Origin of the sequence: Microbacterium pasadenense (genome assembly GCF_047246565.1) — a bacterium.
Taxonomy (GTDB): domain Bacteria; phylum Actinomycetota; class Actinomycetes; order Actinomycetales; family Microbacteriaceae; genus Microbacterium.
This window is the reverse complement of record NZ_JBFOKN010000002.1, coordinates 548,378-563,752: the sequence shown is the minus strand read 5'-3', so window position 1 is coordinate 563,752 and position 15,375 is coordinate 548,378. Positions and strand designations below refer to the sequence as shown.

13 protein-coding genes are annotated in these 15,375 nt (G+C 70.5%); 10 read left to right on the top strand and 3 right to left on the bottom strand.

The features are described 5' to 3' along the window. Window positions 1-12: 12 nt before the first annotated feature. The 3 genes from secD to AB3M83_RS08845 all read left to right on the top strand — a co-directional run bounded on the left by secD (window position 13) and on the right by AB3M83_RS08845 (window position 5,068). Window positions 13-1,743, top strand: a complete 1,731-nt coding sequence (secD, locus tag AB3M83_RS08855; RefSeq protein WP_412947157.1) for a protein translocase subunit SecD — start codon at window positions 13-15, stop codon at window positions 1,741-1,743. Next, window positions 1,743-2,732 (top strand): protein translocase subunit SecF, encoded by a 990-nt coding sequence (gene secF / locus AB3M83_RS08850; protein WP_412947155.1) that lies wholly within the window; start codon window positions 1,743-1,745, stop codon window positions 2,730-2,732. The genes secD and secF overlap by 1 nt, the downstream gene beginning before the upstream one ends. 68 nt (window positions 2,733-2,800) lie before the next feature. Further along, entirely contained in the window at window positions 2,801-5,068 is a 2,268-nt protein-coding gene (locus AB3M83_RS08845) for a RelA/SpoT family protein (protein ID WP_412947153.1), read from the top strand. Here AB3M83_RS08845 and AB3M83_RS08840 read toward each other — a convergent pair. The 3 genes from AB3M83_RS08840 to AB3M83_RS08830 form a co-directional block, all read right to left on the bottom strand. After that, window positions 5,047-5,598, bottom strand: coding sequence for a type IV toxin-antitoxin system AbiEi family antitoxin (locus tag AB3M83_RS08840; protein WP_412947151.1), 552 nt, complete (start codon window positions 5,596-5,598; stop codon window positions 5,047-5,049). The two genes, AB3M83_RS08845 and AB3M83_RS08840, sit on opposite strands and share 22 nt — an antisense overlap. A 79-nt stretch (window positions 5,599-5,677) precedes the next feature. After that, window positions 5,678-6,931, bottom strand: coding sequence for a DUF349 domain-containing protein (locus tag AB3M83_RS08835; protein ID WP_412947149.1), 1,254 nt, complete (start codon window positions 6,929-6,931; stop codon window positions 5,678-5,680). Window positions 6,932-7,000: 69 nt separating this feature from the next. Beyond that, window positions 7,001-7,327 carry a dioxygenase gene (locus AB3M83_RS08830; protein WP_412947148.1) on the bottom strand — a complete coding sequence of 109 codons (327 nt, stop codon included), beginning with the start codon at window positions 7,325-7,327 and terminating at the stop codon, window positions 7,001-7,003. A 161-nt stretch (window positions 7,328-7,488) separates the two neighbouring features. Here AB3M83_RS08830 and AB3M83_RS08825 point away from each other — a divergent pair, with 161 nt between their 5' ends. From AB3M83_RS08825 to mltG, 7 genes are all read left to right on the top strand, one after another. Beyond that, the gene (locus AB3M83_RS08825) at window positions 7,489-8,760 is read left to right on the top strand and encodes a replication-associated recombination protein A (RefSeq protein WP_412947145.1); all 1,272 of its coding nucleotides are present in this window, start codon (window positions 7,489-7,491) and stop codon (window positions 8,758-8,760) included. Further along, window positions 8,757-9,668 carry a tetratricopeptide repeat protein gene (locus AB3M83_RS08820; RefSeq protein ID WP_412947143.1) on the top strand — a complete coding sequence of 304 codons (912 nt, stop codon included), beginning with the start codon at window positions 8,757-8,759 and terminating at the stop codon, window positions 9,666-9,668. Before AB3M83_RS08825 ends, AB3M83_RS08820 begins: the two co-directional genes overlap by 4 nt. Before the next feature lie 167 nt (window positions 9,669-9,835). Continuing rightward, window positions 9,836-10,465 (top strand): 30S ribosomal protein S4, encoded by a 630-nt coding sequence (rpsD, locus tag AB3M83_RS08815; protein ID WP_412947138.1) that lies wholly within the window; start codon window positions 9,836-9,838, stop codon window positions 10,463-10,465. 75 nt (window positions 10,466-10,540) lie between these two features. Beyond that, window positions 10,541-10,807 carry an ATPase gene (locus tag AB3M83_RS08810; RefSeq protein ID WP_412947136.1) on the top strand — a complete coding sequence of 89 codons (267 nt, stop codon included), beginning with the start codon at window positions 10,541-10,543 and terminating at the stop codon, window positions 10,805-10,807. Between the two features lie 67 nt (window positions 10,808-10,874). Next, complete coding sequence (gene alaS, locus AB3M83_RS08805; RefSeq protein ID WP_412947135.1) at window positions 10,875-13,535, top strand: alanine--tRNA ligase; 2,661 nt, start codon at window positions 10,875-10,877, stop codon at window positions 13,533-13,535. A gap of 2 nt (window positions 13,536-13,537) precedes the next feature. Next, the gene (gene ruvX / locus AB3M83_RS08800; protein ID WP_412947133.1) at window positions 13,538-14,011 is read left to right on the top strand and encodes a Holliday junction resolvase RuvX; all 474 of its coding nucleotides are present in this window, start codon (window positions 13,538-13,540) and stop codon (window positions 14,009-14,011) included. Then, complete coding sequence (gene mltG / locus AB3M83_RS08795; protein WP_412947130.1) at window positions 14,011-15,375, top strand: endolytic transglycosylase MltG; 1,365 nt, start codon at window positions 14,011-14,013, stop codon at window positions 15,373-15,375. Before ruvX ends, mltG begins: the two co-directional genes overlap by 1 nt.

Sequence of the window (15,375 nt, the reverse complement as noted above, 5' to 3'; positions counted from 1 at the left end):
AGCTCCCTCCCCGTGGCTACATCCACCCCTGTGCGCCGTGCCTGGCGCGCTCTGATCGGACTGGTCGCGATCACCGCGGTGCTGTTCGGCATCAACGCCCTCGGCGTCTACGCCTTCGGCAAGAGCTCCTGGGTGCCCGAGCTCGCGCTCGACCTCCAGGGCGGCACCCAGATCATCCTCGAGGCGCAGTCCGAGGCCGGCACGCCGCCGACCGAGGATCAGATGGAGCAGGCCGTCTCGATCATCCGCCAGCGCGTCGACGCGTCGGGTGTCGGCGAGTCCGACATCACCACCCAGGCCGGCAACCAGATCGTCGTCCAGCTGCCCGGGCAGGCCGATGAGGAGACGCGCGAGCGCATCGAGAAGTCGGCGCAGATGCAGCTGCGTGCCGTCCTGTTCACCGGCGCACCGGCGACGTCGTTCGTCGGCGAGGACGGCAACGAGACGCCGTACCCGACACCCGACCCGACCCTGAACGCCGTGCCGACGCCCGAGCCGACCGGGGGAAGCGACCCCGCGTGGGTCACCGAGGCGCTCTACGCGCAGTTCCTCTCCTACGACTGCGCCGGGGCGAACGACCCCGCGGATCAGCCCGCGGACCAGCCGCTCATCACGTGCGAGGCCGACGGCAGCGCGAAGTACATCCTCGGCCCGGTGGAGCTCGACGGGTCGGCGATCGACGACGCCACGAACGGCATCAACTCGCAGAACGGGCAGTGGGCCGTCAACATCGTGTTCGACGGCGACGGCACCGACGTCTTCGGCCAGATCAGCCAGCGCCTGTACGGCCTCGAATCCCCGCAGAACCAGTTCGCGTTCGTGCTGGACGGTGTGGTCATCTCGGCCCCGTCGATGAACGCCGTGATCACCGACGGCAAGCCGCAGATCACCGGCAACTTCGATCAGGAGACCTCCAAGGTCCTCGCCGACCAGCTCAAGTACGGCGCCCTGCCGCTGAGCTTCGAGGTCCAGAGCAGCAACTCGATCTCGGCCACGCTCGGATCACAGCAGCTCACGATCGGACTCGTCGCGGGACTGATCGGTCTCGCACTCGTGGCGATCTACTCGCTGTCCGTCTACCGCGCACTGGGATTCGTCATCATCGCCTCGCTCGCGGTGATGGGCGTGCTCACCTACATCACGCTCTGCATCCTGGCGTGGCGGATGGGCTTCCGCCTGTCGCTGGCCGGCGTCGCTGGCCTGATCGTGACGATCGGCTTCACCGCCGACTCGTTCATCGTGTACTTCGAACGCATCCGAGACGAGCTCCGCGACGGCAAGTCGATCACGGCAGCCGTCGAGGACGGCTGGGCGCGCGCGAAGCGGACCATCTACATCTCCAAGTCGATCAACATCCTCGCCGCCGTGGTGCTGTACATCCTCGCGGATGCCACCGTGAAGGGCTTCGCGTTCACGCTCGGCCTCACGACCGTGATCGACATCGTGATCTTCATCCTCTTCACGCACCCGGTGCTGCAGCTGCTGGCGCGGACGTCGTTCTTCGGCGGCGGCCATCCGCTGTCGGGGCTCGACCCCACGGCCCTCGGCGCCGTCTACCGGGGCCGTGCCCAGTTCCGCGCGCCCGTCGCCGCCGCCGGGGGCAGGGGTGCGATCGCACGGCGCACGGCGCGTTCGCGCGGTGAGGCGGAACGCCGACAGACCATCGCCGAGCGCAAGCTCGCGCAGCAGGGCGGCGCCGGCTCCGCCAAGCCGGGACCGTCCGCGGGGGAGGGAGACGCCTGATGGCCTCCATGAGTGATTTCGGCAACGACCTCTACACGGGCAAGGTCTCCTTCCCGTTCGTCGGCCGTCGCCGGCTGTGGTTTCTCATCGCGGCGATCCTCGTGATCGGCGCGGCACTGGTGCCGCTGATCCGTCCGGTCCAGTTCTCCATCGAGTTCACCGGCGGGTCGCAGTTCACCGTCAACAACGTCGCCTCGCCCGACCAGCTCGTCGCGAGCGAGGCCGTCGAGTCCGTCGTCCCCGGGACCGCGACGAAGGTCGCGACGATCGGCGAGGACGCTCTCCGCATCCAGACCGACCAGATGACCGACGACGAGACCCGCGACGTGACGGCGGCGCTCGTGAGCGCGTTCGACATCGACGCGGCGGACGTCAGCTCGTCGTTCATCGGGCCGAGCTGGGGCGAGGGCGTGACCCGGCAGTCGCTGTGGGGCCTCGCGATCTTCCTCGCGCTGACCTTCCTGATCCTCGCGCTCTACTTCCGCACCTGGAAAATGTCGGTCGCCGCGATGATCGGTCTCGTCGACGTGCTGGTCGTGACGGTCGGCGTCTACGCCCTCTTCGGGTTCGAGATCTCACCGGCTGCGGTGATCGGCTTCCTCACGATCCTCTCCTACTCGCTGTACGACACGACGGTCGTCTTCGACAAGATCCGGGAGAACACCTTCGAGGACGGCGAGCGATCCGGCCGCACCTTCGGGGAGTCGGTGAACCTGGCCGTCAACCAGACGCTCATCCGCTCGATCAACACGACGGTCGTCGCGGCGCTGCCGACGGGAGCGATCCTGTTCATCGGCGCGCTGTGGCTCGGCGCGCAGACACTGACCGACATCTCCCTGTCGATCTTCGTCGGCACGATCGTCGCGGCGTACTCGACCCTCTTCGTCGCCGCCCCGCTGTACTCGCTCCTGCGCGAGAACGAGAGCGACCTGAAGACACGCGACGCGCGCGTCGTCGAGGCGCGCTCCGTGGCCGTGCCCGCGGTCTGAGCGAGACACCGGCGGGCGTAGGATTGTCCAAATCCATACGCGCGCGTGCAACGACCGGAGGTGATCGGATGGCCGAAGCGGTCACCCCGACCGGCTCCGCGTCAGGCGGCCAGTCGCTGCGCCGGCTCGTGCCCCGGATCTTCTCGCGGGCGCCTTCGCGCGATGCCCTCGAAGAGCTCATGCGGACGGTGCGCACGCACCATCCGAAGGGCGACATCGCCGTCATCGAGCGGGCATACCGGGTCGCGGCGAAGGCGCACGCCTCCCAGAAGCGCCAGAGCGGCGAGCCGTACATCACCCATCCCCTCGCGGTCGCGCAGATCCTCGCGGAGCTGGGGCTCGGCCCCCGCGCCATCGCCGCTGCGCTGCTGCACGACACCGTCGAGGACACCGACTACAACCTCGACCAGCTGACCGCGGACTTCGGCGACGAGGTCGCCATGCTCGTCGACGGGGTCACCAAGCTCGACAAGGTCAAGTACGGCGACGCCGCCCAGGCCGAGACGGTGCGGAAGATGATCGTCGCGATGTCCAAGGACATCCGCGTGCTCCTCATCAAGCTCGCCGACCGCCTCCACAACGCGCGCACCTGGGGCTTCGTGCCGCCGGAGAAGGCGGGCAAGAAGGCACGTGAGACGCTCGAGATCTACGCGCCGCTCGCGCACCGGCTGGGCATCCAGACGGTCAAGAGCGAGCTCGAGGATCTCTCGTTCGCGGTCCTGCACCCCAAGCTGTACGCCGAGATCGACTCGCTCGTGAAGCAGCGCACCCCGCAGCGCGAGCAGTACGTGCACACGGTCATCGACAACGTGGAGGCGGACCTGCGCGACCTGCGCATCCGCGGCCGGGTGATGGGTCGGCCGAAGCAGCTCTACTCGGTCTACCAGAAGATGGTCGTGCGGGGTCGTGAGTTCGACGACATCTACGACCTGATCGGCATCCGCATCATGGTGGGCACGGTGCGCGACTGCTACGCCGTCCTCGGCGCGATCCACGCACGCTGGACCCCGCTCCCGGGCCGGTTCAAGGATTACATCGCGACGCCGAAGTTCAACCTGTACCAGTCGCTGCACACGACGGTCATCGGCCCCGGCGGGCGGACGGTCGAGATCCAGATCCGCACGCACGAGATGCACCAGCACGCCGAGTACGGCGTCGCCGCGCACTGGAAGTACAAGGAGCAGATGTCGGGGGGCAAGAGCGACCCCAAGGCGCTCGACCAGGACATGGCCTGGCTCGCGCACATCTCCGACTGGCAGGCCGAGACCGCCGACCCCGGCGAGTTCCTCGACTCCCTCCGCTTCGAGATCGGTGCGAAGGAGGTGTACGTGTTCACGCCGAAGGGGCGTGTCGTGGGCCTCCCCGCCGGTGCGACCCCGGTCGACTTCGCGTACGCCGTCCACACCGAGATCGGCCATCGCACGATGGGCGCGAAGGTCAACGGGCGGCTCGTGCCGCTCGAGACGACCCTCAGTTCGGGTGACGTCGTCGAGGTGTTCACCTCGAAGAACCCGGATGCCGGACCGAGTCAGGACTGGCTCGCGTTCGTCAAGAGCACCCGCGCCCGCAACAAGATCCGCGGGTGGTTCACGAAGGAGCGCCGCGACGAGGCCGTCGAGCAGGGCAAGGACGCCATCGCGCGTGCCATGCGCCGTCAGAACCTGCCGCTGCAGCGCCTGATGAACCAGGACTCGTTCACGTCGGTCGCCCATCAGCTGCGCTACGAGGACGTCACCGCGCTGTATGCCGCCGTCGGCGAGGGCCACGTCTCCACGCAGTCCGTCATCGAGAAGGTGACGGCTCTTGTCCGGTCGGAGGAGGAGGACACCTCCACCGGCGTCATCGACCTTCCCGCCGTCGGGCGCACGAAGGCGCCGCGAGGCGGCGACTCGGGCGTCCTCGTCCGCGGCGCGCCCGACATCCTGGTCAAGCTCGCGAAGTGCTGCACGCCCGTCCCCGGCGATGAGATCGTCGGCTTCGTGACCCGCGGCAGCGGCGTCTCGGTGCACCGGGCCGACTGCCTCAATGTGGCGTCGCTCCAGGGCCAGCCCGACCGGATGATCGACGTGGCCTGGGCGCCCACGGCGAAGAGCGTCTTCCTCGTGCACATCCAGGTCGAGGCCCTCGACCGCTCCGGGCTCCTCAGCGACATCACGCGCGTGCTGAGCGAGCACCACGTGAACATCCTGTCCGCGTCGGTGCAGACGTCGAACGACCGGCTCGCCATCAGCCGGTACATCTTCGAGATGGGCGACACCGTCCACCTCGAGCGCGTGCTGAACGCCGTCCGCCGGATCGACGCGGTCTACGACGTCTACCGCGTCACCACGTCCTGACGCCGACGGAGCTCGTCGCGCGCGGCGCGCTTGTGGTGCACGGGTCCGGACCGCTCCAGCCAGGCGATCGCCTCGTCCAGCAGGCCGTCCCGCCAGGCGATCAGCGCATCGAGGACCGGATCCCGGGTTCCGCCGGCGACCTGCGCCCGGGCGACGTCGACGAGGGTGCGGACCGGCGTCGTGACGCGGACGCCGGCGACGACCATGACATCCGCCGTGGGAAGGGCCACGTCGCGGAAGCGGACGCGGCTTCCGACCGGGACGCCGTTGCGACGCGGCGAGGCGCGCTGGAGCGTGTGCACCGACGGCGGGTCGGCGATCGCCCCGTGCACCCACGCCGCCGACGCGTGCGTGAGGGCGCGATCGGGGCGGACGAGCGTCCGCAGCGACGCCGCACGCATCTCGCGCGTCTCCACGGCGTCGGCGGGCATGTACGCGTCGCCGATCTCGACCAGGTCGCCGTCCAGGCACGCGGCCGTCAGCTCGGCGGTCGAGAGCCGGTCGCCGGGGACGTAGAGGAACGGCCACATGCGAGCAGTCTCCCGCAGCCGCCGACCGATGTGGCGGCGGCCGCGGGGAACTGTGGAGAGCCCGCGGAGGCGCGAGGCGTCAGCCGCCGAGAGCGCGCAGCCAGCCCTTGCGGGCTTCGAGGGCGTCCTTCGCCTGGGCGATCGCGGCCTTGTCGCCGCCCGCCTCGGCGGCGGCGAGCTCGTCCTCGAGCTTGGTGATCGCGTCCTGGAGCTGGCTCGTCATGTCGTTCTGACGGGCCTTGGTCTCGGGGTTGTTGCGCTTCCAGTCCTCGTCCTCGCGCTGCTTGAGCGAGGTCTCGACCTTGCGGAGCTGGTCGTCGAGCCCGCGCTCCGTGTCGCGGGGGAAGACGCGGCCGATCTCGTCCCAGCGGCGCTGGATGCCGGTGAGGACTGCGCGCGCCTTCGCGATGTCGCGCTCCTTCGGGACCGCGGCCGCCTCGTCGAGGAGGGCGCGCTTGGCGTCGATCTTCTCCTTCGAGGCTTCCACGTCGGCCGCTTCGCGGTCGATGCGCGCGCTGTAGAGCAGGTCGCCGGCGGCCTTGAACCGCGCCCACAGCGCGTCGTCGACCTTCTTGCCGGCGCGGCCGGCGCTCTTCCACTGGTCGAGGAGAGCGCGATACGCGGCGATGCCGTCCTCGCCCTGCGGGGCGAGGGCCTCGGCACGCTCCGCGAGGCGCGTCTTGGCATCGCGGGCGGACTTGTGCTGCTCGTCCAGGCCCGCATAGAACTCGCGACGGTTCTTGTCGATGATCGCGCGGGCATCCCGGAACCGCTTCCACAGCTGCTGACCGACGGCCTTCGGAAGGCGCGGGCCGCTGCTCTGGTGATCCTGCCACCGGGCGAACAGGTCGGCGACCTCGGTCGTCGTCTGCTTCCACTGGATCGAACGGGGGTCCTTCGCCGCGATCGCCTCGATCGCCGCGACGATGGTCTCGCGCTCGGCGATGGCGGCGTCGACCGCGGCGCGCTGGGCCTGAGCCTCCTCGGCGGTCGCCTCGGACAGCGTCTCCTCGAGAGCCGTCAGGCGGCCCTGGAGCGCGGCGAGGTCGCCCACCGCGGCGGCGTCGGTGAGACGCTCGCGGACCGCGCGTGCGGCCCCGCGCAGGTCGGAGGCGGAGGCGCCGCCGCGGCGGCGGCGCACCTCGAGGAGCGAGACCTCCGAGGCGAGGTCGGCGAACTTGCGCGCGAAGTAGGCGAGCGCCTCCTCGGGCGTGCCGTCGGGGTACTGCCCGACGACGCGCCACTGCTCGCCCTCACGGACGGAGACGGTGCCGTCGTCATCGACGCGGCCCCACGGCTGGTTCTCGGCGGATTCAGGAGTCGGGGAAGTCACGGGGTGCACCTCGTCGGCGGCAGGCGCCGCATGGGGGTCGGATTCGGCCTTCAGCCTAGTACGGGCGGGCTACGGCGTCGGAGTGGGTGTCGGGCTGGGTGTCGGGGTGGACGGCGGTGCGGTGTCGGTCGCGGTCGGCGACGGAGTCACGGATGCCGTCGGGGTGGGTGTCGGTGCGGGAGCAGGCTCGGGGGTGCCGGGGCCGAGCGTGTAGTAGGCGACCTGGCCGCCGATGATCGCGAGGATCAGCACGCCACCGGCGACGCCCGCGGTCACGTTGTCGCGACGACGGCGGGCGACGAGGCTCTCGGAGAACCGGCGGCGAGCCTCGTACCGGCGCGCACGCTCGCGTTCTTGCGCGCTCGGGCGCCCCCTGCCGGTTCGACCCGCTGCCACGGCATCCTCCTGTCGCCGGTCCACCGCGCGGTGGAGCCGAGGAAACCCTATGCAGAGCGCGTGCCCGCGATCAAACCAGGCGCACCGTCCGCGGCCCCGGCTAGCCTGGGAGGATGGCCGGCGATGCGTTGTTCCGTGGTGCGACGCCGTTGGCTGTCCGCATGCGACCGGCATCCCTGGACGAAGTCGCCGGGCAGGCGCACCTGCTGCGACCGGGATCGCCCCTCGTGGCCCTCGCGGACCCCGGCCGGGCGACCGCGGGTGCGGTGTCGGTGATCCTGTGGGGGCCGCCCGGCACCGGCAAGACGACGCTCGCGCAGGCGATCGCCCGCACGTCCGATCGCCGGTTCGTGGAGCTCTCGGCCGTCACCGCGGGCGTGAAGGACGTCCGCGAGGTGATGCAGGACGCGATGACCTCGCGCGACCTGTACGGCACGTCCACGATCCTGTTCCTCGACGAGATCCACCGCTTCTCGAAGGCGCAGCAGGACGCGCTGCTGCCCGGTGTCGAGAACGGCTGGGTGATCCTCATCGCCGCGACGACCGAGAACCCGTCGTTCTCCGTGATCGCCCCGCTGCTGTCGCGGTCGCTCCTGCTGACGCTGCAGCCGCTCACCGACGCCGACCTGGGCATGCTGATCGATCGTGCGGTGACCGACGCACGCGGTCTCGCCGGCACCGTCGCCCTGTCGGACGAGGCTCGAGCGGCCCTGGTGCACCTGGCATCCGGTGACGCCCGTCGCGCGCTGACGTCGCTCGAAGCCGCTGCGGCCATGGTGGCCGGTGACGGCGACGAGCCCACCGAGATCACCGCGGACCACGTCGCGCAGGCGGTGGACCGCGCCCTGCTGCGCTACGACAAGCAGGGCGACGAGCACTACGACGTCATCAGCGCGTACATCAAGTCGATCCGCGGATCCGACGTCGACGCGGCCATGCACTACCTGGCGAGGATGATCGAGGCGGGGGAGGACCCGCGCTTCATCGCGCGCCGCCTGGTGATCTCGGCCGCCGAGGACATCGGGCTCGCGGACCCGCAGGCGCTGCAGATCGCGGTCGCCGCGGCGGACGCCGTCGCGTTCATCGGGATGCCGGAGGGACGCATCCCGCTGGCGGAGGCGACCGCGTACCTCGCGACGACCGCCAAGTCCAACGCGGCCTACACCGCCATCAACGCCGCAATCGCCGACGTCCGCGCCGGCGGATTCGGTCGCGTCCCCGTCCATCTGCGCGACGCGCACTACGCCGGGGCGAAGCGGCTCGGCCACGGCAAGGGATACATCTACCCGCACAGCCTCGACGTGGGGGTCGCGACGCAGCAGTACCTGCCCGACGAGCTCCGGGGCCGGCGGTACTACGAGCCGACGACGCGGGGCGTCGAGCGCGACATCTCGGCGCGCGTCGAGAAGATCCGCAAGATCCTGGGGGAGTGAGCGTGGCGGACTGGGACGCGCGGGTCGCCGCCGTGTGGGACCTCGCCGAGGCGGACCGGCCGGACGAGCTGCGCGCGGCGATGGCGGCGCTGCTCGCCGAGCGAGCCGAGAACGATCCGGCCGGCCTGTTCGAGCGGGCGTCGGTGGAGGACTTCCTCGGCGAGGAGGCTGCCGCGATCCCGCTCTACCGGGCCGCGCTCGAGGCGGGACTGGACGGCGAGCGGCGCAGCCAGGCTGTCATCCAGCTGGCGAGCTCGCTCCGCAACGTCGGCGATGCGTCCGCGGCGATCGCGCTGCTGCAGCGCTTCCCGGGCGACGATCCGCTGGCTCCCGCCGCCCGGGCGTTCCTCGCGCTCGCGCTGCACGACGACGACAAGCCGACCCGGGCCCTGCGCACCGCCCTCACCGAGCTCGCGCCGCACCTGCCCGCCTACGGACGCGCCGTCGCCGCCTACGCCGCGGAGCTGCCGGCCCGCGAGCGCGTCCGTGCCATCGCCGTCGGCCTGGTGGTCGACGACGGGTGGGTGCTCGCGGAGGAGTACCCGGCCACCGCGGCCCGCGGCGCATTCCTCCGCGCGCCCGGCGGAGGCATCGACGTCGGGGAGACCGCGGCGGCGGCCATGCGGCGGGAGTTCCTCGAGGAGCTGGGCGCTGTCCCCGACGAGGTCGTGCTCCTCGGGGTGCTGGAGAACATCTTCGAGAACGAGACGACGCGCGGCCACGAGATCGCCCACGTGTTCGCGGTGCGGAGCGCCCGGCTCGCCGCTCTGCCACGGGACGGACGGATGCCGGTGCTCGACGGCGAGACGACGGTCGGCTGGTATCGCCTCGCCGACCTCCGCGCCGGAGCGATGCCGTTCCACCCGCCGGGCGTCCTCGACCTGGCGGAGCGCGAGAGCCGAGGCTGAGCGCGCCGGTCTGTTAGACTTGACCGGCTCGAAACCGTGTTTTCGGGCATCCCCGTCTCTCTTTCACACCTTCCGGCATGCCCCGGCGTGCAGTCCGGAAGGGCGAGATGCGGCGATACGCCCGTGAGCCGTGAAAGACGCGGCCACGTCATGGAAGGAAGAACTTCGTGGCTACGAAGTCCCAGGACCGCCGCAAGGTGCGCCTCTCGCGCGCCCTCGGCATCGCACTGACCCCCAAGGCAGCCAAGTACCTCGAGAAGCGTCCCTACGCTCCCGGTGAGCACGGCCGCACCAAGCGCAAGCAGGACAGCGACTACGCCGTCCGCCTCCGCGAGAAGCAGCGTCTGCGCGAGCAGTACGGCATCCGCGAGAAGCAGCTGCGCAACACCTTCAACGAGGCCCGCCGCAAGGACGGCCTGACGGGTGAGAACCTCGTCGAGCTCCTGGAGATGCGTCTCGACGCCCTCGTGCTCCGTGCCGGGTTCGCCCGCACCACCGCACAGGCGCGCCAGCTCGTCGTGCACCGTCACATCCTCGTCGACGGCCAGCTCGTCGACCGCCCGTCGTTCCGCGTGAAGCCGGGCCAGCTCATCCACGTCAAGGAGAAGAGCGAGGCTCTCGAGCCGTTCCAGGTCGCAGCCGCCGGCGGTCACGCCGAGGTCCTGCCCCCGGTTCCCTCGTACCTCGAGGTCGAGCTCGACAAGCTGCAGGCCCGCTTCGTGCGTCGCCCGAAGCGCGCCGAGGTCCCGGTGACCTGTGAAGTCCAGCTCGTGGTGGAGTACTACGCGGCGCGCTGAGCGACGCGTCATCGCCACGAAGGGCGTCGGGGGCATCCCCGGCGCCCTTCGTGCTTTGGACCTAACATGGATCCCATGAAGAACTTGTTCTGGTTCGTGCTGGGCATCGCCGGGGGGTTCGTCGCCGCGCACCTGGTGAACAAGGATCCGCGCGGACAGGAACTGCTCGCCGAGGTCGATCTCCGCATCGCAGAGTTCACCGATCGCATCGCCGACTCCTATCGGGCGCAGGAGGCGAAGATCGAGGGACTCGTCGCCGGCACGACCTCGTCGGCGCCCGGCACGGCTCCGGCATCCGCGGACGCCGCCGCCGACGCGGGTCCCGCGCGCACCGCCGACTGACCTCCACCCCACCTCGTCGCGTCCGCGAGGACGCGACGGATTCCGCATGCTTTCGAGGGACCCTGTGATGAAGACCGCTGAGATCGCCCAGCGCTACCTGGACTACTTCCGCAAGAACGGCCACACCATCGTGCCGTCCGCGTCGCTCGTGAGCGACGACCCCGCGCTGCTGTTCACGGTCGCGGGCATGGTGCCGTTCATCCCCTACCTGTCGGGCGATGTCCCCGCCCCGTACGCCCGGGCTGCGGACAACCAGAAGTGCATCCGCACGAACGACATCGAAGAGGTCGGCAAGACGCCCCGCCACGGCACCTTCTTCCAGATGCTCGGCAACTGGTCGTTCGGCGACTACTTCAAGGAGGGCGCCATCCGCTTCGCGTGGGAGTTCCTCACCGCGTCGGAGGCGGACGGCGGGCTCGCGTTCGATCCGAAGGACCTCTGGGTCACCGTGTACGAGGAGGACGACGAGGCGCGCGAGCTGTGGCTCCGGCTGTCGTCGCTGCCCGAGGGCCGCATCCAGCGTCTCGGCAAGGACACCAACTACTGGACGACGGGGCTGCCGGGGCCCGCCGGGCCGTGCTCGGAGATCTTCTTCGACCGCGGACCGGAGTACGGAGCGGACGGCGGCCCGGCGACTGACGACGACCGCTACGTCGAGATCTGGAATCTCGTCTTCATGCAGTACGAGATCACCAACGTGCGCTCGAAGTACGAGTTCGACATCGTCGGCGACCTGCCCGCGCAGAACATCGACACCGGCATGGGGCTCGAGCGCGTCGCGTTCATCAAGCAGGGCGTCGACAACATGTACGAGACCGACCAGGTCCGTCCCGTCCTGGACAAGGCCGTCGAGCTCTCCGGCAAGCGCTACGGCGAGAACCACGAGGACGACGTCCGCTTCCGGGTGGTCGCGGACCATGTCCGCTCGTCGCTCATGCTGCTCTCCGATGGCGTGACGCCCGCCAACGACGGGCGCGGCTACATCCTCCGTCGCCTCATGCGTCGTGCGATCCGCTCGATGCGGCTCCTGGGCGTCGACGGGCCGAGCTTCGCCGATCTGTTCGCCGCGTCGCGCGACGCGATGAAGGAGTCCTACCCGATCGTCGGGACCGACTACGCGCGCCTCGCGCAGTACGCCCTCGCCGAAGAGGCCACGTTCCTCCGCACCCTCGCGAGCGGTTCGGAGATCCTCGACACCTCGCTGGAGAACGCGAAGGCGCAGCGGGAGGACCGCCTGAGCGGTGCCCAGGCGTTCCTCCTCCACGACACCTACGGCTTCCCGATCGACCTGACGCTGGAGATCGCGGAGGAGGCCGGCCTCGACGTCGACCGGGCCGCCTTCGACGTGCTCATGAAGGAGCAGCGCGACCGCGCGAAGGCCGACGCGCGCTCGCGCAAGGGCCAGCTCGCCGACACGAGCGTCTACCGCGACTTCCGCGCGCAGGGCGAGACGACGTTCACGGGATACACGGACCTGGAGACCGAGTCCCGGGTGCTGGGGCTGCTCGTCGGGGGCGTTCCCGCTGATCGCGCATCGCAGGGGCAGATCGCCGAGGTCATCCTCGCCGAGACGGCGCTGTACGCCGAGTCGGGTGGCCAGGTCGCCGACAAGGGCGTCATCGTCGGTCCGGGCTTCGAGCTCGAGGTCCTCGACGTCCAGAAGCCGGTCCCCGGCCTCGTCAGCCACACCGTCGAGGTCACGACGGGCGAGGTCGCCGTCGGCGTCCCCGCCACGACGGTCGTCGACGCCGTGAACCGGCGCGCCGCGGCGCAGGCGCACTCCGCGACCCACCTCGTCCACGCCGCTCTCCGCGACACGCTGGGGAGGGGAGCGACGCAGGCGGGCTCGCTGAATCGCGCCGGCTACCTCCGGTTCGACTTCGCCTGGGGTCAGGCGCTCTCGCCCGAGACCCGCAGCGAGATCGAGGAGATCGCCAACAACGCGGTCCGCGACAACCTCGAGGTCACGACTCGGATCATGTCGCTGGACGAGGCGAAGGCGGCGGGCGCGATGGCGCTGTTCGGTGAGAAGTACGGAGAGACGGTGCGCATGGTCGACATCGGCGGGCCCTGGTCGCGTGAGCTCTGCGCGGGCACGCATGTCTCCTCGAGTGCCCAGGTCGGGATCATCAACCTCGTCGGCGAGTCCTCGGTCGGCGCGTCGAACCGTCGCGTCGAAGCGCTCGTCGGTCAGGACGCCTTCCGCGAGCTGGCGGCGGAGCGCGCCATCGTGTCGCAGCTCACCGCGAACCTGAAGGCGCCGCGCGACCAGCTTCCCGCGCGGATCGCGGAGCTGCAGGCCAGCCTGAAGGCGGCCGAGAAGAAGATCGCCCAGTTCGAGGCGAAGGCGCTCGGCGAGCGGATCCCCGCTCTGGTGGCAGCCGCTGACCGGATCGGCGCCCATTCGGTCGTGGCGCAGTCGCTCGGCACGGCGGCATCCGCCGACGATGTCCGGTCCGTCGCGCTGCAGGTGCGCGAGCGGCTCGGCTCGGATGCCGCGGTGGTCGCCCTCGGCGCCGAGATCGGTGGCCGCCCGCTCGTGATCGTCGCAACCAACGAGGCCGCCCGTGCCGCGGGGGCGAAGGCAGGCGTGCTTGCGAAGGCGGCGGCGGCGGCGCTCGGCGGCGGCGGTGGCGGACGTGACGATGTCGCTCAGGGCGGTGGCACGGATGCCGCGGCTCTGCCGGCCGCTCTCCGAGGGCTGGCGGACAGCCTGCGGAGCGCCTGAGCGTGAGCGGCTTCCGTCGGGGCGTGCGCCTCGGGATCGATGTGGGCAAGGCCCGCGTCGGTGTGGCGAGGTGCGACCCCGACGGCATGCTCGCGGTTCCCGTCGAGACGGTCCCGCGCGCGGATGCCGCCGTGGCGCGCGTCCTGGAGCTGGCTGCGGAGTACGGGGCGATGGAGATCCTGGTGGGTCTGCCGATCAGTCTCGGCGGCAACGAGACGTCCTCGACCGCCGATGCGCGAACGTTCGGCGAGGAGCTCGGGGCGGCGTCCGACATCCCGATCCGGTTCGTCGACGAGCGCCTGAGCACGGTGACAGCGCATGCGGCTCTCCGCCAGAGCGGCAGGTCGCAGCGGTCGTCTCGTAGGATTGTCGATCAAGTCGCCGCGGTCGTCCTCCTCCAGCAGGCGATCGACGTCGAGAAGAGCACCGGCAACCCGGCCGGACAGCCACTGACGATGACGCAGGAGCCACGCTGATGCCCGAGAACCCGACGGAGCCTCCGCTGAGCCGGCGTGCCGCCCGCGCGGCTCGTCCGCCGCAGGGCACGGCAGACGACGGCCAGCCCGGCGACCCGCGAGCGGACGCCGCCGAGCCCCGCGACCAGCGATCCGATGCCGCCGAGCCCGGCGACCAGCGAGCGGACGCCGGCCGTCCGGTGCCGCCCGCCCCGGCTCAGGTGCCGATCGAGGCGCTGTTCGAAGAGCAGGAGCGGAACGCCCCCGTCACCGCCGCCCGCATCGACAAGGACCGCCGCAAGAGCCGGGTCGCCGCATGGACCGTCTTCGCCGTCATCATCGCTCTGCTGGGCGGCCTGGCCGCCGGCGGGTTCTGGGTGTGGAGCACCTACGAAGACCAGATCCGCGCCGTCATGGGCTGGGAGGAGCCGAAGGACTTCGAGCCCGGCCTCGCCGAGGGCGAGGTCACGATCACGGTCGTCAGCAACGAGACCGGCGCGGACATCTCGCAGACGCTGTTCGACGCCGGCGTCACCAAGACCTCGGATGCCTTCTACGACTACCTGATCAGCAGCGGCGCCGATACGAACAAGCTCGACGTCGGCGTCTTCAGCCTGCAGGAGAAGATGACCTCGGAGGCCGCCTACGAAGCGCTGGTCGACCCGGCCAACAAGCAGCAGAACACCGTGCAGCTGCGGGAAGGGCTGACGGTCGACCAGTCCGTGGAGCGCATCGCCGAGGGCGTCGGCGTCCCTCTCGAGGACGTGGAGGCCGCGGTCGCCGACCCCGGTGCGTACGGCGTCGACGAGCAGAGCCTGGAGGGCTGGCTGTTCCCCGCCACCTACACGTTCGATCCCGGTGTCACCGCGACGGACGTCGTGCAGCGCATGGTCGACCGCGCCGTCGAGGCGCTCGACGAGGCGGGGGTGCCCGAGGACCGACGCGCCGAGATCCTCACGATCGCCTCGATCATCGAGCGCGAGGCGAGATTCGAGAAGGACTTCTTCAAGGTGTCGCGCGTCATCCAGAACCGGCTCGACCCGGGCAACAGCGAGACGGCAGGCCTCCTGCAGATGGACTCGACGGTGAAGTACGGCTACGGCACGACCCACGACGGATCGGTGAGCACGACGCCCGAGCAGCGGGCCGACGACAACGGCTGGAACACCTACCTCCACCCCGGACTGCCGGTCGGCCCGATCGCGAACCCCGGCGCGACCGCCATCGAGGCGGCGATGAACCCCGAGGACGGGCCCTGGCTGTACTTCGTGACCGTCGACCTCTCCACCGGCGAGACGGAGTTCACCTCGACCTACGCGGAGCACCAGGAGGCGGTCGAGAAGTGGCAGGCGTGGTGCGCCGACAACCCTGACGGAGGCTGCTGA

What these genes read in the sequence shown, in the direction of transcription:
- secF (WP_412947155.1), top strand. Translation starts at nt 1,743, where the DNA reads ATGGCCTCCATGAGTGATTTCGGCAACGACCTCTACACGGGCAAGGTC.
- AB3M83_RS08845 (WP_412947153.1), top strand. Translation starts at nt 2,801, where the DNA reads ATGGCCGAAGCGGTCACCCCGACCGGCTCCGCGTCAGGCGGCCAGTCG.
- AB3M83_RS08840 (WP_412947151.1), bottom strand. Translation starts at nt 5,598, where the DNA reads ATGTGGCCGTTCCTCTACGTCCCCGGCGACCGGCTCTCGACCGCCGAG.
- AB3M83_RS08825 (WP_412947145.1), top strand. Translation starts at nt 7,489, where the DNA reads ATGCGACCGGCATCCCTGGACGAAGTCGCCGGGCAGGCGCACCTGCTG.
- AB3M83_RS08810 (WP_412947136.1), top strand. Translation starts at nt 10,541, where the DNA reads ATGAAGAACTTGTTCTGGTTCGTGCTGGGCATCGCCGGGGGGTTCGTC.
- alaS (WP_412947135.1), top strand. Translation starts at nt 10,875, where the DNA reads ATGAAGACCGCTGAGATCGCCCAGCGCTACCTGGACTACTTCCGCAAG.
- mltG (WP_412947130.1), top strand. Translation starts at nt 14,011, where the DNA reads ATGCCCGAGAACCCGACGGAGCCTCCGCTGAGCCGGCGTGCCGCCCGC.